This is a genomic window from Methylophaga sp. (assembly GCF_048266885.1).
Lineage (GTDB): Bacteria > Pseudomonadota > Gammaproteobacteria > Nitrosococcales > Methylophagaceae > Methylophaga.
Map to the genome: position 1 here is coordinate 1 of NZ_JBLWYR010000025.1, position 19726 is coordinate 19726.

The following is a 19726-nucleotide window of genomic DNA, read 5'->3' on the forward strand; positions in this document are numbered from 1 at the left end:
CATTAGGTTAATCAAGACACTTAGTACCGATGGCGCAGGGTTTCGGACTTTGCCCATTGCAGTATAATGACCCCCAATTTCAATAACTCCACCAGCTGGATTTAAACACGAGGTAGTAGATGAGCGATTTTTTACCCGGCCTGGAAGGTGTGCCTGCCACGAAGTCAGCCATTTCTTTTATTGATGGCGAAAAAGGCATCCTTAGTTACCGTGGTTATCCACTGGAAACATTGGCGACCAATAGTACTTTTGAAGAAACCACGCTATTGCTACTCGATGGCGAATTGCCTACTAAAGCTGCTTTAAATCGGTTTTCCAAACAGCTGCGCAGCAGTTATCGTATCAAATATCATATTCGCGAAATGATGCGTCATTTCCCGCATACCGGTCATCCGATGGACATGTTGCAAACCGCTGTTTGCAGTTTGGGGATGTTTTATCCAGGCACAGAATGTCTCACCGATGCTGATAGTTGTAAAGATATCGACTATGTCCGCAATATGACGGTCAACATTATTGCGCAGATGGCGCCTTTGGTCGCGATGTGGGAGCACATGCGCCAAGGCTATGATCCGATCAATCCACGTGATGATTTATCCGTGGCCGAAAATCTGTTGTATATGTTTACCGGTAAAGAACCGGACAGCCTGATGGCACGTATTATGGACGTTTGTCTGATCCTGCATGCTGAACATACCTTGAATGCCTCCACTTTTGCAGCCTTGGTTGCCGGTTCAACATTAGCATCGCCTTATAGTGTTATTTCGGCGGCGATTGGAACGCTGTCAGGTCCATTGCATGGCGGAGCCAATCAACGGGTTGTGGGAATGTTGCAGGAAATCGGTTCCCCTGAAAATGTTGAAGCCTGGGTCGATAAGAAACTGGCTAACAAAGAAGTTATCTGGGGCATGGGCCATAGGGAATATAAGGTCAAAGACCCGCGTGCCACGATCCTGCACAAATTGGTAACCAAACTGGTAGAAGAACGTGGCGGTTCATTGGATAAAATGTTTGCCACCGCAATGAAACTGGAAGAAGTCTGTGTGGATCGTTTGGGGCATAAAGGTGTGTATCCGAATGTGGATTTCTATTCCGGTATTCTTTACTCAGAAATGGGCATTCCCGAAGATCAATTCACCGCCTTGTTTGCAGTAGCACGCTCAGCGGGCTGGCTGGCACATTGGCGTGAGCAGATTTCCAATAACCGTATTTATCGTCCAACACAGATTTATGTCGGCCATGAACAGCGAGAATATATCCCGATGTCTGAACGGAAAAAAGTGCCTAAGCAATAATAGTTTTACTTGCTTCACCTTGTTGCTCGCGCACCAGGCGCGGCACAAGGTAGCCAGGTAATTCGCGGCGTATGGCAGCAATGAGTTCTTTTCCTTGCTGTTCAGACACATCAAAATGACTGGCGCCTTTTACTTTATCGAGCAAATGCAGGTAATAAGGCACTACCTGAACCTCGCTCAACCTTTCGCTTAGCGCGACTAAACTGTCCGCATCATCATTGACCCCGCGTAACAACACAGCTTGGTTCAATAACTCACATCCGGCATTACGTAACTGTAATAGTGCCTCAGCAGTTTCAGCATCAATTTCATTGGCATGATTGGCATGAATGACCATCACCACCCGTAAGGAAGAGGCGCTGATCCAGTTTAATAAGCTTTTGCTAATCCGTTTTGGCAGCACTAATGGCAGCCGTGTATGAATTCGCAACCGTTTGATATGCAGGATTTTCTGCAGGTCTTCCACCATGGCCGCTAATTTTGTATCGGTTAAGGCCAATGGATCGCCGCCACTGAAAATCACTTCACGAATACTGTTATCTTTTTGTAGTGCAGCAATCGATTGTTGCCATTGACTGGCTAATGGATTGCTCTCGCTATAAGGGAAATGTCGACGAAAACAGTAACGGCAATGAATGGCACAGGCACCGGTTGTCAGTAATAACGCCCGTCCCTGATATTTATGCAAAATACCGGGCGAACTGATCGCCAGATGATCTCCTACGGGATCTGCTGAAAAACCTTCTACCTCAATATTTTCATCAATCAGCGGAAAGACCTGACGCAACAAGGGATCGCTGACATCTCCATAATGCATTTTATTGATATAACTTTGCGTCACCCTCAGCGGAAAGTTTTTTAAGCTCTCGGCATCAATTGCCAGCAATCGATCTTCCAGCCCCAGCATTTTCAGCAATAGGGAAGGGTTTTTAACGGCATGACTTAATTCATCTTGCCAATCAGCAAAGATTACGTCAGCTTGCGATTGCGGTATCATAGTGGGCTTTGATTTTGTGAACAGGCGACGATCGTCCCCCAAAAGAGGTAAGCATGGCAAGTTATAGTACAAATGAGTTTAAAGCCGGACTGAAATTCATGATGGATGGCGATCCCTGCAGCATCATCGAAAATGAATTTGTTAAACCGGGTAAAGGGCAGGCATTTAACCGCGTAAAATTCCGTAATCTGAAAACTGGCCGCGTGAACGAACGGACATTTAAGACCAACGAATCCGTTGAAAGCGCCGATGTGGTTGAAATGGATTTGGAATTTTCCTACTCAGACGGCGAGTTCTGGCACTTTATGGATCCGACCAGCTTTGAACAATATGCTGCTGATGCCAATGCCATTACCGAAAGTAAAGACTGGCTCAAAGAACAATACACTTACACAGTTACTTTGTGGAACGGCACACCATTGCTGGTCACACCGCCTAACTTTGTGAACTTAGCGGTTGTAGAAACCGATCCAGGTGTACGTGGTGATACTTCAGGTGGCGGTGGTAAACCGGCAACCTTAGAAACTGGTGCAGTTGTACGTGTACCTTTATTTATCGAAATCGGTGAAGTGTTACGGGTTGATACTCGTTCAGCATCTTACGTCGAACGTGCTAAAAAAGATTAAAATTATTATCAGTTTTTGTGTTTTTAGTCGTGCATGTAGCAAGCTTACATCGCTTAAACTCTAAGTCTGAATAATGCTTCAAAATGGACGATTACAAAGTGTATTAAAACGGCGGGCAGAGCTATTAGCGAATGTCCGCCGTTTTTTTTCGGTTCGCGATGTGCTGGAAGTCAGCACACCAATCCTGTCTGCAGCGGCGCCAACTGCACCTTATCTAGACAGTTTTTCTACCCAGTTTTCGGCGGGAAATGATTCCAAAACTCTTTATCTGCACACCTCACCTGAATTTGCGATGAAACGCTTGCTGGCAGCCGGTAGTGGTGCAATTTATCAGATAGCTACGGTGTTTCGTAATGGCGAGTTGGGTCGACAACATACTCCTGAGTTTTCCATGTTGGAGTGGTATCGACCGGGGTTTTCGCTAAGTGAGTTAATGGCGGAAGTCGATGCCTTGATGCAACAAGTGATTGGCTTACCTGCTGCAGTCATCTTTCCCTATCGTGATTTATTCTTGCAATATCTGCAGCTGGATATTTATCAGACCGATGATGAAACGCTTAAACAACTCGCTTTAGAGCGAATTGCCGGGCTCACCGCTGATTGGCAAACGGATCGTGATGGCTGGCTGGAAATGCTAATGAGTGAAGTGATTGAGCCACAACTTAAGGCTTTAGAAATGCCAGTGATGGTTACAGAGTTTCCTGCTTCTCAGGCACAGTTGGCGAAAATCGAAATGAATGCTGAAGGACATCAGGTTGCTAGACGATTTGAGTTGTATGCTGGTGGAATGGAACTGGCCAATGGTTATGACGAATTGTGTGATGCAACTGAGTTAAGACTACGCTTCGAGCAGGATAATCAATTGCGTCAGCAACAAGGCAAACCACAAATGCCGATAGATGAAAATCTGCTCGCTGCCATGCAATCTGGTTTACCTCAATGTAGCGGCGTGGCCTTAGGATTGGATCGTTTAATGATGCTGCATATGAGCGTAGACAATATCAGCCAAGTGCAAAGTATTGCTTTTACTGAAAGCTGAGACGACAGTTTTAGTCAAATAAAAAAGCCACCAACGATGTCGTTGGTGGCTTTTTAGTTTTATAACGTAATTAAAGTGATTTTTTGCGGTTGCGACGCATCGCGAAAAAGCCGATCAAACCACTCAATAACAAAGGTAGAGCAGCAGGAACAGGTACTTCTGTTGGTGGTACAAAATTGGATGGTTGAGAGTGAATTTCACCGTATTGCGTCAAGTTTTTAGCAACCAGTGTACCTTCAATATTGTTGTTATTAGTCACATCCGCATTCAGAGCCAGAATGCTGCCACCAAATTGGCTGGCCAGATTCAGCACAGTAGCATCGACAAAATTCCATAAAAACATTGAACCGTAGATGGTCGCGGCACTGGCCAGAAAGTTAGCCTTGATATCAAATACTGTATTGTCACCACCAAACACATTAAACAGAATGCTTTGCGTGTTGGTCATGCTGAAATCAAACTCAAAGGCACCGTCAAAAAAGCTTTTCGCATCGGTGATATTGAAGATGGCAAGACCAGAGTCGTTGCCAACCGCATTAAAACTGACTTTACCACCATTAATGGTATAGCCACTGTTTGCGTCGAGACCAGATAATTGGTTAGAAAAGTCGCTTAATACCGTCATGGCATTTGATGCTTCAGTACCTGGATTGAAAGGTGCCGTAACAGGTTGGTTGGATAGGGTTCCACCACCGTTGGCATTTGCTGAACCAGTCAGGCTACCGCCATAAGTCGTGTTACCACCATTGGTGTTTACAGAACCCGAGATATTACCAATAACAGAAGACGATCCGTTACCGTTGGCATTATTTTGTAATGAACCTGATACCGAGCCGACAAAAGCATCTCCACCATCGTTCATGGTCACGCTACCAGCAATGTTGCCGCCAACATTCAAACCCTTGCCTTTGGTAATAACGTTGCCAGTTACATTACCACCGACGGTCAGCGCTGGGACGACCTCATTTGAGGTCTGATGCATGTTATACATACCACCATTCACATTTCCGCCGATAAGTGCGTTGCCTTCGACTTCTGAGGTGCTGGTGACATTGCCAGAGGTGATGAGGTTATATTGGTTGAGCAGTGAAGTTGCATCAACCGGCCCAGCATTTGCCAACTGGGCAAAGCTTAAAAATAAGAGACCGGCGAGCGTGAATTTAGATACATGCACTTGACTTATTCCTTTATTTTATACATGAAGTTTTCTGAATATTATTTGTATCCAACATAAATAACAACTGTACGTTGGTACAGTATCCGCAATTAAGTTTCATATGGACTGAAATGCGCCAATTAAGCCATCAGGTTGGGCAGCCAAAGTGTCAGTACCGGGAAATTTATGATCAATGCCAATACCACCAGCTGAATAGCAACAAATGGTGTGATGCCTTTATAGATATCCATTAGTTTCAAGGTAGGCGGTGCACTGGCTTTGAGATAGAACAACGAAAAGCCAAATGGTGGTGTGAGAAACGAGGTTTGCAGATTAATTGCAATCAACAAGGCAAACCATAATGGATCAATACCTAAATGAATCGCCACCGGGGCGATGATTGGCACAACGATAAAACATATCTCGATAAAGTCGAGAAAAAAGCCCAATACAAAAATCAACAGCATGCTGATAATCAGAAACGTCCATTTGCCACCCGGCAGGCCAGAAAAAATATCCAGAATCAGACCATCTCCCCCCATACCAACAAATACTAGACCAAACGCAGTGGCCCCGATAAAGATTAAAAACACCATGCTGGTCAGCTGTGCGGTTTTTTGCATGGCATCTCGTAGATTCGGCATGGTTAAGCGACGATGCAGAGCAGCCAGAATTAATGCGCCTAATGCTCCCACTGCAGCTGATTCGGTCGGTGAGGCGATGCCATAAAAAATCGAACCTAATACCGCGATGATAAGCAGTAACGGTGGCAAGAGACTTTTTAAAACACTAATCCACAGTGCTGCCAGCTCAGAGTTGTCAGCTTGTACCGCCGGGGCCAGATGTGGATGACGCCATGCCACATAACCTATATAAAGTATGTAAGCCACAATCAGCAGTATGCCTGGCACTACGGCACCGATAAATAACTCACCTACCGGCACACCAATAACATCACCCAATAAAATCAAAATAATGCTGGGTGGAATGATTTGCCCCAAGGTGCCGGAAGCCGCAATGGTGCCACTGGCTAATGAGGGAGCATAGCCACGTTTCAGCATGGAAGGTAAAGCAATGACGGTCATGGTGACCACTGATGCACCTACCACCCCGGTGGTAGCGGCTAACAAAGCACCCACCATGACAACAGAAATAGCCAGACCTCCGCGAATACGGCCAAATACCCGTCCCATAGTATCGAGCAGCTGTTCTGCAACGCCGGACTTTTCCAGTACTACGCCCATAAATACAAACAGCGGCACAGCCAACAAAGTGAAGTTGGTCATGATGCCCCAGATGCGAAACGGTAATAACTGGAAGAAATCAAACCCTAAATAAATGCTGCCAAATAATAACGAGATAGCGCCTAAAACAAAGGCCACCGGATAGCCGGTAAGCAATAACAGGATTAACAAGCCAAACATCAATAACGCCATATATTCCATTATTCTTGTTCCTGCTGATGGCGAATGATGCGGATATTACGAATTAACTCAGCAATGGCCTGGATCATTAACAAAATGAATCCCAGTAACAAGGCTGATTTGAGAATAAAGCGATAGGGTAGACCACCCGGATCTGGTGAGCCTTCCTGATATAAATAGGCGTTGTAAGCAAATGGCCAACTGCTGATCAGGATCAGCACACAAAAAGGCATGAGAAATAGCACTATGCCAATGACATCTATCCAGGCGCGATGATTATCAGAGAGCCTGTGACTACGATAAAGAATATCCACCCGTACATGACCATCATGCTTCAATGTATAAGCGCTGCCGAGGAGAAATATCAACGCAAAAATATGCCATTCTAATTCTTGTAAACCGACTGAGCCTTGTTGAAACAGATAACGCATCATCACGTCGTAGCAGGTGAGTAACACCAGCAGTAATACTAACCAGCTACTGAGTTTGCCAGTGTATTCAGTGAAACGGTTTATCGATGTTTCTAACGAGGCAAAGAATCGGTCCATGGTAGTCTGTCATCAACTAAATAAACGTTGAAGTTTCCCACAAACCCGCTGTTAGCTCCAGTAATTCACTGCATAAATGAAATTTATTGTTCAACTATCCGCAACAGCTAACGGAAGTGGTAAAGTGACATTAACCTATCAATAATCAGGAGAAATGATATGGATAACACAGAGCTTAAAGATAGTAATGAAAAAAACCAACTGATACGTTTGTTGTATATGTTGCTTTATGGCTTTGTGCTGTATCTAACAATGTCAGTATTAGCCATTGTGGTCATTGTGCAATTTGTTTTTGCATTATTCAGTGGCAGCGCCAATGAATCGATTCGTGGCTTTTCAAAAGATCTTGCTCAATTTATACAGCAAATCGTTTTATTTCTGACTTACAATGACGATAAAAAACCTTTCCCCTTCAATCCTTTATACGACGAGGTGGAGGTTGAAGCCGTGTATGATAACGATGACTATATAGCAGATTATGAAGACATCACTGACCGGGATGATCCCAACTCTCCTAAACCATAAAACGGACTAAAGGAACCTTAAATTTCTTATGCTCACTGTAATCTCTCCTGCAAAGACGCTCGATTTTGATACGCCTTCGCATAGCAATAAATTTACTGAACCACGCTTTCTCTCGCAGTCACAACAACTGATCGATCAATTAAAAAAGCTTTCCTCTCAGGAAATAGCTAGTTTGATGAAGATTAGTGACAAGCTTGCTGGCCTAAATATGGCTCGGTTTCAACAATGGCAAATACCGTTTACGGATAAAAATGCTAAACAAGCAATTCTGGCGTTTAAAGGGGATGTTTATACAGGGCTAAATGCAGAAACCTTAGATGACAAAGACTTAGATTTTGCACAGCAACATTTAAGGGTGTTGTCTGGTTTATATGGTGTATTACGACCATTAGATTTAATGCAACCTTATCGCCTGGAAATGGGTACTTCGTTTCAAAATGATGCAGGCAGAGACCTTTATAGTTTTTGGGGTGATCAATTGCAGAAATCATTGGAAGCCGAACCTGCTTTAAAAGATGGTGTATTGATTAATTTGGCGTCAAATGAATACTTTAAGGCGGTTAATGCAAAAAAACTTAAGGCGACTATTATTACGCCAATCTTTAAAGACTGGAAAAACGGTCAGTATAAAATGATCAGTTTTTACGCTAAAAAAGCGCGAGGACTGATGAGCCGCTACATTATTGATCAACAAATAAATTCACCGGAAAAACTCAAACAATTTGACTCGGAAGGCTATCGATATAGTGATGAAATGAGTCAAAAAAATGATTGGGTCTTTATCCGTGATCATGCTTAATTAAGTCGGGTTAACAACGACAATGAAGCCACGGACGGTCAATCGAATTCTCTTCCGTATGCTGATGTTCGTGGGATTGTTGGCTGCACATTCTGTTAAAGCTGAAGTGTTGCTAAGTCAAGCCGAGCAAGACTATCTTGCAGAAAAACAAATCATTAAGTTGTGCACTGATCCTGACTGGTTGCCATATGAAGGGATTGATGAAAATGGTGAGTTCACTGGCATCATGTCAGATTTTTTTGCTTTATGGTCCGACAAAATCAATACGCCAATTAAACTGGTTAATAGCACTAGCTGGGAACAGTCTTTAAAGTTAATGGAAAATGGCGGATGCGATGTTCTATCCAGCGCCATGGATGTGCCGAGTCGCCGTGACTGGCTGAATGTCACCACACCTTATATTTTTTATCCACTGGCAATTGCTACTCAACCCGATCATGAATTTGTAGTGAAGTTTGAACAAATTCTGGAGCATGATTTTGTGATGGTGGAGGGCTATGCCGGCATGGAAATGCTGCGTGAGCGTTACCCAGATATCAAAATAGACGCAGTTAAGTCTTCTAGAGAAGGTCTAAAACTAGTCGAAACCGGACAAGTTTATGGATTCATTGATACCGTTCCGACGATTAATTTTCAGATGTTACGTTGGGGAATAGCACACCTGAAAATCAGTGGTGTACTGGATTTACAATATGCGATGTCAGTGGGAGTAAGTACCCAGGAACCGCAGTTACTGGGAATTTTTAACAAGGTTATTGCTGATACCACAGATCTGGAACGTCAGCGAGTGTTGAAAAACTGGTTATCATTAGATTACCCACAACCCGAAGATAAGACTTTATTCTGGATTTTATTTAGTGCCGTAGTGCTTATATTGATGGTGTTAATTTATCGCTATAAGAAAATACATCACCATAATCGAAATTTACTTCACTTAAATACGCAGTTGGAACAAATTTCTCAGCATGACCATTTGACCGGCTTAGCTAATCGTTACGCCTTACATCAGCGTTTTGATATTGAAATGGATGCAGTCAGCCAAACCCAACAGGTGTTCTCGTTAATCATGTTAGATATTGATTTTTTTAAAACGATTAACGATGAGCATGGGCATGATGTGGGGGATCAGGTTATCCGAGAGTTTGCTTCACTGTTGAATACGATGCTGCGTGAAAATGATCTAATAGGTCGATGGGGTGGAGAGGAATTTCTGATCCTATGCTCACAAACCCCACAAAATGGTGCGTTTAAAGTGGCAGAGCAGGTGCGTCTTAGTATGCAAACTTACGTTTTTACAGCGGGCCTGCAGATAACAGCGAGTTTTGGCATTAGTGAATACAGGCATGGCGAAACTATTGGTGATACGATAAAACGCGCTGACGACGCTTTGTATCTTGCCAAGAACAATGGTCGCAATCAGATTGTATTGGCGGAGTCTGATTAATATGAGTTCAAAACTAACAAATGCGTTAACGCCCGGCAGATATTTTTTTGCCTTGTCTCCAGATTTACATTCCCGGATGCAGATTCAAAATATAATGAAACGGCTGCCGGAAGATCACTCTATAAAGTTACAAACCACTGCCAACCTTCATCAGACACTGTTATTCCTGGGACAATTGGATCAGCAGCAAATCAACAATTTGGTAAAACAAACTGAATCATTACGCTGGTCGGCAATCCCCATGCAGTTTGATCATGTTTCCTACTGGGCCGCACCAAAAATATTATGTTTGACCAGCCGTGCGCCCAGCGCTGAATTATTTTCGTTAGTAAACAATCTTCAATCCCTTGCTAGTGAGGCCAAAATAAAGGTTGATGAACAACCTTACCAACCTCATATCACGCTAGCGAGAAAAGTCAGTGAAGCGGTATCAGTACCTATTGCCCCAGTCAGGTTTAAAGCGGAAGAGCTGGTATTAATGAAATCAGTGTCAACGGAACAAGGGCCACAATATCAACCCATGATGCATTGGCCAATAACCACTGATTGATTTGTTAAATTCTGGTCAAAGCGATCAGTGCAAATCTGTTATAAATGTAATTCTCTTCTGATGGCTATCCATTTAATGATTTCAAAAGCCAATCCCATCAATTTAAACTCGCTATTAATACTGTTATCAGTATTGCTAACCAGTGGAAAATTATCGGCTGAAACCACGACGTTGCGGGTAGGTGTCTATGAGAATCCACCCAAACTGGTAACAGATTCAGATGGGCAAGTCAGTGGCATTTTAGGCGATATCCTGCAACTGATTGCTGAACAGGAAAACTGGCAATTGATTGCCGTGCCTTGCTATTGGAATGAATGTTTAGAGCAGCTGGCCAATGGAGAAATTGATTTGTTGCCGGATGTGGCAGCGAGTCCGGAAAGAAGCGAGCTATATGATTTTCATTCCACTGCTGCACTGCTTAGCTGGTCACAGATTTATGTTAAACGTGACTACAATCTAAGCAGTTTATTGGAGTTGGACGGCAAACGATTAGCTTTACTGCGTGGTTCAATTCAATACGATTATTTGCGTCAGCTAGCTGAGAATTTCAATATTGATGTCACCTTTGTGATGGTTGACACACAACAAGCCGCTTTTGCTGCGTTAACGGAAGGCCTTGCAGATGCAGTTACGGCAAATAATTTTATCAGCGAACTGAAAGCCGCTGAACTCAATTTAAAACCTACCCCGGTTGTTTTCCAACCAAGTCGTTTATATTTTGCCACGCCTAAGGGGCAAAACGGCGAGGTACTAATTGCATTAGATAAACATTTACAGAATTGGCAAGCAGACGCAGATTCGCCTTACTTTAGTGTGTTACAAAAATGGAACAGTGCGGCGACCAAGACGACCATTCCTAAAGAACTGTGGTGGTTATTGATTGCTTTGATAGTGGGATTTGTCAGTGCTGTTCTATTTTCACTATTGATGCGCCGCCGCTTTCATGAAAAAAATATTTCCCTGCGTCAAACCCAGCAAAATCTTGATGTGATTTTAGACAGTGTTGATGCTCATATTTATATCAAGGATCTACAATTACGCTACCAGTATGTAAATAAAAATGTTTGCAAGCTGGCTGGCTTAGATGAAAAAGACATACTGGGTAAAACGGATGAAATATTGTTTGATCGAGATACCTGTAAAACACTTAGAGAACATGATTTACGGGTGATTAAAAATGGGGAACGTATTGTTGAAGAAGAAATCAATACAGTGCTGGGGTCGGATAAACCCCAAACCTTTTTATCGGTCAAACTCCCTTTACGCCAAGAGGACGGTAGTATTTACGCCTTATGTGGTATTTCTACCGATATCACTGATTACCTGCTGATTCAAAAGCAGCTTCGTAAACTGGCGTTATATGATTCGCTGACAGGTTTAGCTAATCGACGATTATTAATGGAGTTTCTTGAGGATTCACTGGCTGAAAGTCGCCAATCGAATAATGAAGGCGCCCTATTGATTATTGATCTGGACTCTTTCAAAACACTTAACGACACATTAGGGCATCATGCTGGAGACCTATTATTACAAGCGGTTTCCAAACGCCTTCAATCAAGGTTGATCGCTCAGGATTTAGCCGCCAGATTAGGCTCGGATGAATTTGTTATCGTCAAACCCAATATGGGAACAGATCGCCAACAAGTTGAAACACTTGCTCAGCAATTTGCTGAAGAAATCCTGCAAGATTTTGTGTTGCCTTTTGTGCTCGACCAGACTCAATACATAGCTTCAGCCAGTGTGGGGATCGCTCTGTTTTCAGATGCTGAAGGAGATGTTGAACGTCTGTTACAAGATGCCGATATGGCCTTATACCGCGCTAAAACCTCGGGACGAAATAGTCTGAAATTTTTTGACCCAGTGATGCAGAAAGAAGTGAACCGACGCAGCCAATTGGAACGCAAACTAAGAGATGCCATTTCCCTGCATCAACTTGAATTGCATGTGCAACCTCAAATCAGTAGTGATCAGCAATATGTCGGTATGGAAGCTTTATTACGCTGGCAGGATCCCGAGGAAGGGTTTATTTCACCTGCAGACTTTATTCCTGTGGCCGAATCGAGTGGCTTGATCATTCCTTTGGGGGCTTGGGTATTGAGAAAAGCCTGCCAGATATTGGCAGAGTGGTCGACGGTAGCGGGAATGGAAAATATAACGTTATCGGTCAATATCAGTCCCAGACAATTCCGCCATTTGCAATTTATTGAGCACATCGACAGTTGTATTAAAGAGTTTGGTGTGGACCCGAGTCATTTGGAACTTGAAGTGACTGAAAGTTTATTGATTGAAGATATTGATCTCACCATTGAGCGGATGAATACGTTACGTCAACGCGGCTTACGCTTTGCACTGGATGACTTTGGTACCGGTTATGCGTCATTAAGCTACTTAAAATTATTGCCTTTAAACAAATTGAAAATCGATCAGTCATTTGTGCGTGATGTATTAACTGATGCTAATGATGAAGCCATTGTCAGCACCATTATTGCCTTGGGACAAAGTCTGGATTTAGCGGTTATCGCCGAAGGTGTGGAAACCGCTGAGCAGGCGGCTTTGTTAGAGAAGTTTGGTTGCCATGTTTATCAGGGTTACTATTTTGGCAAGCCAGCTCCTGTGGCTGAATGGCAGCAACGGATTTCTCAAAGCCGCTTAACACATAAAATATCCTAAATATTCTCCCGCGTAACCTGCGCAAATAAACCTTAAAAAGTTTAAAGCCAATGGCTTTGTTGTAAATAATTGTATGGGTTTTTCTCATAATCCAGCTGGTTAAACACTATATTTCCATACAATATGTAATTAGCGCCAAAACAACCCATACATTGTTGGTTTTTGTATGCAAATAAGCTTGTTTTTGTCGGGAAAACTGCCTAGCGTGTGGCTGTATATGTTCATAGGAACTCGACCATGCGTTTGTGGAAAGCCCGAATCGAAGCTGATGCCAAATCCAAGTATCTTGGCATTGTTGAAGCATTAGAAGCTGACATCTATTCCGGTTATGTTAAAGCGGGTGACCGTTTGCCATCACAGCGCGCTGTGGCTGAAGCATTAAATGTGGATCTGACAACAGTCACCCGGGCATTTAATGAAGCCCGTAGACGCGGATTGATTGATGCTGCAACGGGTCGTGGCAGTTTTGTACGACACCATGTGGAAAGCAAACTTATTTCCCATATATCCGGTGCTCGGCCATTGCTGGATCTGAGCATGAATAATCCACCACAACCTGAGTCGGCGGGGTTACAGCAACATATTCCACAAGGCATCGCTCAACTGATTTCTAGTGCAGATCGGGTGTTGCAATTACATTATCAAGACAGTGCCGGAAATCCGCATGATCGTAGTGCTGCAGCGGCTTGGCTGGGCCAAACTATCGCCAACGTCACCACTGAACGCACCTTGATTACCGGTGGTGCTCAAGCGGCGTTATATGCCATTTTGCAATGTATGACGACCCAAGGCGATACCATTGCCTGCGGAGAATTTGTGTATCCTGGTTTGAAATCGGCGGCTGAACAACTACAGTTAACATTACAACCATTAAGCATGGATCAACAGGGTGTGCTGCCGGATTCCTTTGAACAGGCATGTCGAGAACAGAAACTGAAGGCAATCTATTTAGTGCCGACAATGGACAATCCAACCACCGCTACGATGTTGTTAACCCGCCGTCAGCAAATTGTGGCTATCGCCAATGAATATGACATCAGCATTATTGAGGATGATCCCTATTCGCCACTGCAAACTCAGCCTATTAAAGCCTTAGTTGATTTAGCAGCTGATCGCACCTGGTATGTGCGTACCCTTTCAAAATGTATCACTCCTGCATTGCGCTTAGCCTATGTCATCGCGCCTGATAACTCAAAAGCGTTGGGTTTGGCCAATGTATTACGGGCCATCAGTGTTATGGCCTCACCCTTAATGGCCGCTTTGGTGTCTCGCTGGATTTATGATGGGCGTATCAATCGTTTTTCCGAAGCCATTCGCGAAGAAAATCGGCTGCGTCAACAGATTGCCAGTCGACTATTAGCGGGCATGGATTTTTACAGTCATCAAGAAGGCCATCATATATGGTTGCAATTACCCAGTAGTTGGCAGGCGAATGCATTTGCCGAACAGGCTACCGTATTAGGCGTATCAGTAGTTGCCTGTAATAGTTTTGGCTTTAGTAATAACCAACGACAGGCAGTGAGATTGTCATTGGGACTGTCACCAGATCATTCAAGCTTGACCCAGGCATTAACTATTTTACGTGGCTTGTTACTTCAACCAGCAAGCACTTCTCACCATATTATCTAACCCCAGAGGCAAAAAAATGATTGAACAACCTATTCATTTTATGGAAAAAAATGGGGACATCTACGAGGAGATGGCCGACTGGGATGTGAATGCTGGTGGCGAGAAAATTGTCGCTAAACGTATGTCGGGTCGATTTCGTACGCTTAAATGGTTTGGCATGTCCGTATGGTTATTCTATTTTCTAGTGCCATACATTCGCTGGAATGGCGAACAAGCCGTGCTGCTAGATATCCCAAATCGTCAGTTTCATTTTTTCGAGCTGACTATTTTTCCGCAGGACATCTGGATGCTATCGCTGACATTATTGTTTTTTGCCATTTTACTGGCAGCGGTAACCAGTGTGGCTGGACGGGTTTTCTGTGGTTATTTCTGTTTTCAGACCGTGTGGACTGATATTTATACCTGGATCGAAACCAAATTTGAGGGTGACACGCCCCAAAAGCAATTACGTTTCAAGCAAGCCCCTTGGTCGGTTGGAAAAGTTCTGAAAAAATTCAGTAAACATAGCTTGTGGATGGCGATTGCCTTGCTGACCGGCTTGACCTTTTCTGCCTGGTTTACTGATGCATTTGAGTTGTGGAGTGATGTATTCACTTTACAGGCGCATATTGCTGTATGGATTGCGATGGCAATCTTTACTACATTTACCTATGTATTTGCTGGTTTTATGCGTGAACAAGTGTGTTTCTGGTTGTGTCCGTATGCACGTTTACAGGGTGTGATGTATGACCAGAATACGATTTTGCCTGCCTATGATGCTGAACGGGGAGAACCGCGTGGCAAACTGAAAAAAGGCCAGACCGATCCAAGTAAAGGCAGCTGTATTGATTGCAAACTTTGCGTCAATGTTTGCCCAACCGGTATCGATATCCGTAAAGGTCAGCAAGAAGGCTGTATTACCTGTGGTATGTGTATTGATGCTTGCGATTCGGTGATGGATAAGATCAATGAACCGCGTGGTTTGATTCGCTACGCTTCTTATGCTGAGCTGCAAGGTCACAGCAAACCATTGCCTTTATACAAACGTCCACGGGTCGTCATTTATAGTTTGATCTTGCTGGCATCGCTGGCTGGTATTGCCTATGGTTTTTTATCGCTGTCAGCAACAGATTTCAGCGTAAGACCGGATCGCCAACCATTATATGTACAGCTTAGTGATGGTTCGATTCAAAACCGTTATAGCTTGAAATTATTGAACAAACAAAATGTACCTATTGAAGTGCGATATCAGATTGAAGGTTTGGATGGCGCGAGCTTACACGGTGTTCATGAAACCTACATTATTGAACCAGCTAAAGTACTGAGCATCACGGCCTTGGTAAGAGTTGCCGAAGACAAATTGAAAGGTGGCATCAGCCCGCTTATCTTTAACGTTGAGGTGATTGATGGACCAGAATCAGATATCAGTTATAAAACGATTTTTATCGCACCCGAGTAATAAAACGGGTGCGATAAAAGCGGTTTAGTCGGTCTGTTTGATAAACAGTTCATACAGATCGGCACGACGATTTTTCAAGTTGGTGACCGCACCTTCATTACGCACCAATTTGAGTTTGTCCAAATCCAGATCCGAGAACATGATCATTTCGCTGTTTGGCGTGGTTTCGGCCATGATCGCATCATGTGGAAAAGCAAAGTCTGAAGGGGAGAACACCGAGGACTGCGCGTATTGCACATCCAGGTTTTCTACTTTGGGCAAGTTACCAACACTGCCGGTAATAGCCACATAACATTCATTTTCAATCGCCCGAGCCCGTGCGCAATGACGAACGCGTAAATAACTGTTTTTGGTATCGGTCCAGAATGGTACAAAAATAATATCTACTTCTTGATCCGCGGCGATACGACCGAGTTCGGGAAACTCAATGTCGTAACAGATCATGATGGCAATACGCCCAGCGTCAGTTTCAAATACCTGGAATTTGTTGCCACCTTCAATGACCCAGTCACGCCGTTCATGCGGGGTAATATGGATCTTACGTTGTTCTTCGACACGACCATCACGATGGCAGAGGTAAGACACATTGTAGACCCGATCATTTTCCAGTAGCGGCATTGAGCCGGTAATGATATTAATGTTGTAACTGACGGCCATTTCAGACATTTCATCGCGAAACTGCTCAGTAAAGCTCGCCAGAAAACGAATCGCCCGAGTTTGATCCATTTGATCGGTCAAGCCCATTAATGGCGCATTGAAAAACTCCGGGAACAGCGCAAAATCACTTTTATAATCGGATAGCGCATCAACAAAGTATTCAACTTGTTTCAACACTTCTTCTACTGAAGTGAATTCACGCATCTGCCATTGCACAGCACCTAATCGAACCTGCGTTTTTTTCACGTTCAATACAGAGGACGGTGGCGTGTAAAGAATGTTATTCCAATCCAATAACGTGGCGTGTCCAAGGGATTTTTCATCCTCTGGCAGATATTTATGCATCAGCCGCATGACCTGAAAATCATTGGAAAGCTGAAACGTTAAAATGGGATCATAAATTTCCTTACGTGAGACCTGCTCGATATATTCTGCAGGTGACAGTTTGTCGGCAAATTTATGGTAGTTTGGAATACGTCCGCCGGCGAGAATCGCCCGCAGATTCATCGAACGACATAATTCTTTACGAGCCTCATACAAACGACGTCCCAATCGGTAACCACGATATTCTGGGTGGATAAATACATCCAAGCCATACAACGAATCACCATTCGCGTTATGCCAGATTTTGTCGTTACTCAGAATCAGATCATCGTAAGTGTGCGGATTACTGAAACGTTCGTAGCTGACCATGACGGTCAACGCGACGGCAATTAATTCCCCCGAGTCTTCAATACAAATTTGCCCATCTTTAAACTGGGTAATTAATCCTTCAATGGTGGGTTGAGGCCAAGCTCCCCCAATATCGTTGTAAACGGTATCCATCAGATTTTTGAGCTGATCGTAATCCTCCAATGTAAGATTACGTAAATTCAGATGCAGCTCTTCGTGGGCCATAAACGCTCCGTGGTTCAGATTCAATGATGAAATATCCCATTGAGTCTAGCAGAAGCCGACCAGCATGTTCAGCCGATAAAGCTTTATTTACAGATTAATCTTGGCTAAAGCTCCACTTCAAACAAATTGCTATATTGCTAGCCAAAAGGGATGTTATGACTACTGACCAGATTATTATTTTTGCTGTACTTGCGGCAACGCTAGGTTTATTTATCTGGGACAAATTGCGTTATGACATCGTCGCTGTTTTAGCTTTATTAACCGTTGCTTTAACTGGCTTGATTCCCGCCGATAAGGTGTTTTCGGGACTTGGTCATCCAGCAGTAGTCACCGTTGCTGCAGTGTTGATTCTGGGGCAAGCGTTGGTGAATGCCGGTGTAGTTGATGCGATTGCCCGACAACTCACCCGGGTTGGCAATCATCCAACCATGCAAATGGCTGCGCTGACGGTGACGGTAGCGGTGTGCTCCGGGTTTATGAATAACGTTGGAGCACTGGCATTATTAATGCCCGTAGCGATCTGGATGTCACGTCAAAGTGGACATTCACCATCAATGTTTTTAATGCCACTGGCTTTTGGTTCATTACTCGGTGGTTGCCTGACATTGATTGGCACGCCTCCAAATATCATTTTAGCCAGCTACCGCACGCAAACCGATGCGCCGGCATTTGGTATGTTTGATTTTCTCCCCGTGGGAGCCGCGGTTACCGTTGTTGGTGTACTTTTTCTGGTCTTTTTTGGACGATTTTTAACCCCAAAACGCCAGGCAACTCAAGGTGATGATGAGTTATTTGAAATTAGCAGCTATCTCACCGAGGTAACCGTACCAGAAGAATGTGAATATGCTGGACGCAGCCTGATGGATTTGGTCGCTGCGGTAGAGGATGAGGCCGATGTCACGGTGGTAGCACTGCTTCGACATGAAGAGCGCTTTAATACGCCTTCCATGTATAAAGTATTGCATCAGGATGATGTGTTATTGATAGAAGCCGACTCAGATAGTTTAAAAGCACTGACGGATGTGACGGGCTTGAAATTGGTGGGGGATAAGACGGCTGAACAAGCCGAAGAAGATAAAGCTTCTTCCTCCTCTGAAAAAAAGCAAGATTTGGAAGTAGCTGAGGCCATCCTGGCTCATGATTCAATTCTGGTAGGAAGTACCTTAAGCAGTTTATCGATCCGCCAACGCTATGGCGTTAATATTCTTGCGGTGGCACGTCGAGGTCATCAGCTGAAACAACGGCTGCATAAAATCCGCTTTGTCGCGGGTGATATTTTATTGATGCAAGGCAGTGAAGATGTGCTCAAATCAGTGATGGTGGAACTGGGATGTTTGCCCTTGGCATCACGGGGTTTGCGTTTGGGACAACCTAGAAAGGTGGCTATCGCCTCTTTGATCTTTGTCGCTGTGATTCTGTTGATTATGTTTGATGCTGTGTCGACTGCAACGGCGATGGTCACTGGCGTGGTAGCCATGTTCTTTGCTGGTTTATTACCTGTTTCAAAGTTATACAAGAGCTTGGATTTACCGGTCATTGTGCTATTAGCCGCGATGTTGCCAGTTGGGCAAGCTTTGGAAACCACAGGTGGTTCGGAATTAATTGCCAATTTGCTGCTTAATATGTCCGAGTCGACGCCACCTGCCATGACATTGGTCATTCTGATGGTGGCCACCATGTTGCTGTCGAATATTATCAATAATGCTGCTGCAGCAATATTGGCTGCACCGATAGCATTGAGTGTTGCTAGTGGTATGGGGGTTTCAGCTGATCCATTATTGATGGCAGTGGCCATCGGCGCTTCATGTGCGTTTCTCACACCGATTGCCCATCAATCAAATACGTTGGTGATGGAGCCGGGTGGTTATAGCTTTAATGATTACTGGAAACTGGGTTTGCCTTTATCTATTTTGGTCATATTGACTGCTTTGCCCGTCATATTGTGGGTATGGCCGTTATAAACTTGTAATCACGTTTGCTGACCCAATCTTAAAGAGTATTGCTTCACGAATTATATGCAAACAGGAATGTA

At 43.9% G+C, this 19726-nt stretch carries 16 protein-coding genes; 11 read left to right on the top strand and 5 right to left on the bottom strand.

Annotated elements, in window-relative coordinates; genetic code table 11:
- Positions 1-119: 119 nt before the first annotated feature.
- Positions 120-1295, top strand: coding sequence for a citrate synthase (locus ACN0V2_RS11660; RefSeq protein WP_417550993.1), 1176 nt, complete (start codon positions 120-122; stop codon positions 1293-1295).
- On the opposite strand, the gene epmB is transcribed toward ACN0V2_RS11660, so the two are convergent.
- A complete protein-coding gene (gene epmB / locus ACN0V2_RS11665) occupies positions 1285-2292 on the bottom strand; it encodes an EF-P beta-lysylation protein EpmB (protein WP_417550994.1) in 1008 nt (335 codons plus the stop codon). The genes ACN0V2_RS11660 and epmB overlap by 11 nt on opposite strands.
- A 53-nt stretch (positions 2293-2345) precedes the next feature.
- Between epmB and efp the strand changes: the two genes are divergently transcribed.
- Together efp and epmA are read left to right on the top strand one after the other, a co-directional pair.
- Positions 2346-2918 (top strand): elongation factor P, encoded by a 573-nt coding sequence (gene efp / locus ACN0V2_RS11670; RefSeq protein WP_417550995.1) that lies wholly within the window; start codon positions 2346-2348, stop codon positions 2916-2918.
- 73 nt (positions 2919-2991) lie between these two features.
- Positions 2992-3957, top strand: coding sequence for an EF-P lysine aminoacylase EpmA (gene epmA, locus ACN0V2_RS11675; protein ID WP_417550996.1), 966 nt, complete (start codon positions 2992-2994; stop codon positions 3955-3957).
- Between the two features lie 70 nt (positions 3958-4027).
- Here epmA and ACN0V2_RS11680 read toward each other — a convergent pair whose 3' ends face one another.
- The 3 genes from ACN0V2_RS11680 to ACN0V2_RS11690 form a co-directional block, all read right to left on the bottom strand.
- The gene (locus tag ACN0V2_RS11680; RefSeq protein ID WP_417550997.1) at positions 4028-5131 is read right to left on the bottom strand and encodes a choice-of-anchor A family protein; all 1104 of its coding nucleotides are present in this window, start codon (positions 5129-5131) and stop codon (positions 4028-4030) included.
- Between the two features lie 122 nt (positions 5132-5253).
- Positions 5254-6558 (bottom strand): TRAP transporter large permease, encoded by a 1305-nt coding sequence (locus ACN0V2_RS11685; RefSeq protein WP_417550998.1) that lies wholly within the window; start codon positions 6556-6558, stop codon positions 5254-5256.
- Complete coding sequence (locus ACN0V2_RS11690) at positions 6558-7085, bottom strand: TRAP transporter small permease subunit (RefSeq protein ID WP_417550999.1); 528 nt, start codon at positions 7083-7085, stop codon at positions 6558-6560. Before ACN0V2_RS11690 ends, ACN0V2_RS11685 begins: the two co-directional genes overlap by 1 nt.
- 159 nt (positions 7086-7244) lie before the next feature.
- Between ACN0V2_RS11690 and ACN0V2_RS11695 the strand changes: the two genes are divergently transcribed.
- From ACN0V2_RS11695 to ccoG, 7 genes are all read left to right on the top strand, one after another.
- Entirely contained in the window at positions 7245-7610 is a 366-nt protein-coding gene (locus ACN0V2_RS11695; protein WP_417551000.1) for a DUF4389 domain-containing protein, read from the top strand.
- Between the two features lie 28 nt (positions 7611-7638).
- Positions 7639-8409 (top strand): peroxide stress protein YaaA, encoded by a 771-nt coding sequence (gene yaaA / locus ACN0V2_RS11700; RefSeq protein ID WP_417551001.1) that lies wholly within the window; start codon positions 7639-7641, stop codon positions 8407-8409.
- Between the two features lie 22 nt (positions 8410-8431).
- Positions 8432-9853, top strand: coding sequence for a diguanylate cyclase (locus ACN0V2_RS11705; RefSeq protein WP_417551002.1), 1422 nt, complete (start codon positions 8432-8434; stop codon positions 9851-9853).
- 1 nt (position 9854) lies between these two features.
- On the top strand, positions 9855-10403 hold the full coding sequence (gene thpR / locus ACN0V2_RS11710) for an RNA 2',3'-cyclic phosphodiesterase (protein WP_417551003.1): 549 nt from the start codon (positions 9855-9857) through the stop codon (positions 10401-10403).
- Positions 10404-10463: 60 nt separating this feature from the next.
- Positions 10464-13073 (top strand): EAL domain-containing protein, encoded by a 2610-nt coding sequence (locus ACN0V2_RS11715; protein ID WP_417551004.1) that lies wholly within the window; start codon positions 10464-10466, stop codon positions 13071-13073.
- Positions 13074-13310: 237 nt separating this feature from the next.
- Positions 13311-14702, top strand: a complete 1392-nt coding sequence (locus ACN0V2_RS11720) for a PLP-dependent aminotransferase family protein (protein WP_417551005.1) — start codon at positions 13311-13313, stop codon at positions 14700-14702.
- Positions 14703-14718: 16 nt separating this feature from the next.
- On the top strand, positions 14719-16140 hold the full coding sequence (gene ccoG / locus ACN0V2_RS11725) for a cytochrome c oxidase accessory protein CcoG (protein WP_417551006.1): 1422 nt from the start codon (positions 14719-14721) through the stop codon (positions 16138-16140).
- A 24-nt stretch (positions 16141-16164) separates the two neighbouring features.
- Here ccoG and ACN0V2_RS11730 read toward each other — a convergent pair whose 3' ends face one another.
- Positions 16165-17694, bottom strand: coding sequence for a GNAT family N-acetyltransferase (locus tag ACN0V2_RS11730; protein ID WP_417551007.1), 1530 nt, complete (start codon positions 17692-17694; stop codon positions 16165-16167).
- Positions 17695-17849: 155 nt separating this feature from the next.
- Here ACN0V2_RS11730 and ACN0V2_RS11735 point away from each other — a divergent pair, with 155 nt between their 5' ends.
- On the top strand, positions 17850-19655 hold the full coding sequence (locus tag ACN0V2_RS11735; protein WP_417551008.1) for an SLC13 family permease: 1806 nt from the start codon (positions 17850-17852) through the stop codon (positions 19653-19655).
- Positions 19656-19726: the final 71 nt, after the last annotated feature.

Coding starts and splice junctions, on each gene's coding strand:
- ACN0V2_RS11660 (WP_417550993.1), top strand. CDS start 120: ATGAGCGATTTTTTACCCGGCCTGGAAGGTGTGCCTGCCACGAAGTCA.
- epmB (WP_417550994.1), bottom strand. CDS start 2,292: ATGATACCGCAATCGCAAGCTGACGTAATCTTTGCTGATTGGCAAGAT.
- efp (WP_417550995.1), top strand. CDS start 2,346: ATGGCAAGTTATAGTACAAATGAGTTTAAAGCCGGACTGAAATTCATG.
- epmA (WP_417550996.1), top strand. CDS start 2,992: ATGCTTCAAAATGGACGATTACAAAGTGTATTAAAACGGCGGGCAGAG.
- ACN0V2_RS11685 (WP_417550998.1), bottom strand. CDS start 6,558: ATGGAATATATGGCGTTATTGATGTTTGGCTTGTTAATCCTGTTATTG.
- ACN0V2_RS11690 (WP_417550999.1), bottom strand. CDS start 7,085: ATGGACCGATTCTTTGCCTCGTTAGAAACATCGATAAACCGTTTCACT.
- ACN0V2_RS11695 (WP_417551000.1), top strand. CDS start 7,245: ATGGATAACACAGAGCTTAAAGATAGTAATGAAAAAAACCAACTGATA.
- yaaA (WP_417551001.1), top strand. CDS start 7,639: ATGCTCACTGTAATCTCTCCTGCAAAGACGCTCGATTTTGATACGCCT.
- ACN0V2_RS11705 (WP_417551002.1), top strand. CDS start 8,432: ATGAAGCCACGGACGGTCAATCGAATTCTCTTCCGTATGCTGATGTTC.
- thpR (WP_417551003.1), top strand. CDS start 9,855: ATGAGTTCAAAACTAACAAATGCGTTAACGCCCGGCAGATATTTTTTT.
- ACN0V2_RS11715 (WP_417551004.1), top strand. CDS start 10,464: ATGGCTATCCATTTAATGATTTCAAAAGCCAATCCCATCAATTTAAAC.
- ACN0V2_RS11720 (WP_417551005.1), top strand. CDS start 13,311: ATGCGTTTGTGGAAAGCCCGAATCGAAGCTGATGCCAAATCCAAGTAT.
- ccoG (WP_417551006.1), top strand. CDS start 14,719: ATGATTGAACAACCTATTCATTTTATGGAAAAAAATGGGGACATCTAC.
- ACN0V2_RS11730 (WP_417551007.1), bottom strand. CDS start 17,694: ATGGCCCACGAAGAGCTGCATCTGAATTTACGTAATCTTACATTGGAG.
- ACN0V2_RS11735 (WP_417551008.1), top strand. CDS start 17,850: ATGACTACTGACCAGATTATTATTTTTGCTGTACTTGCGGCAACGCTA.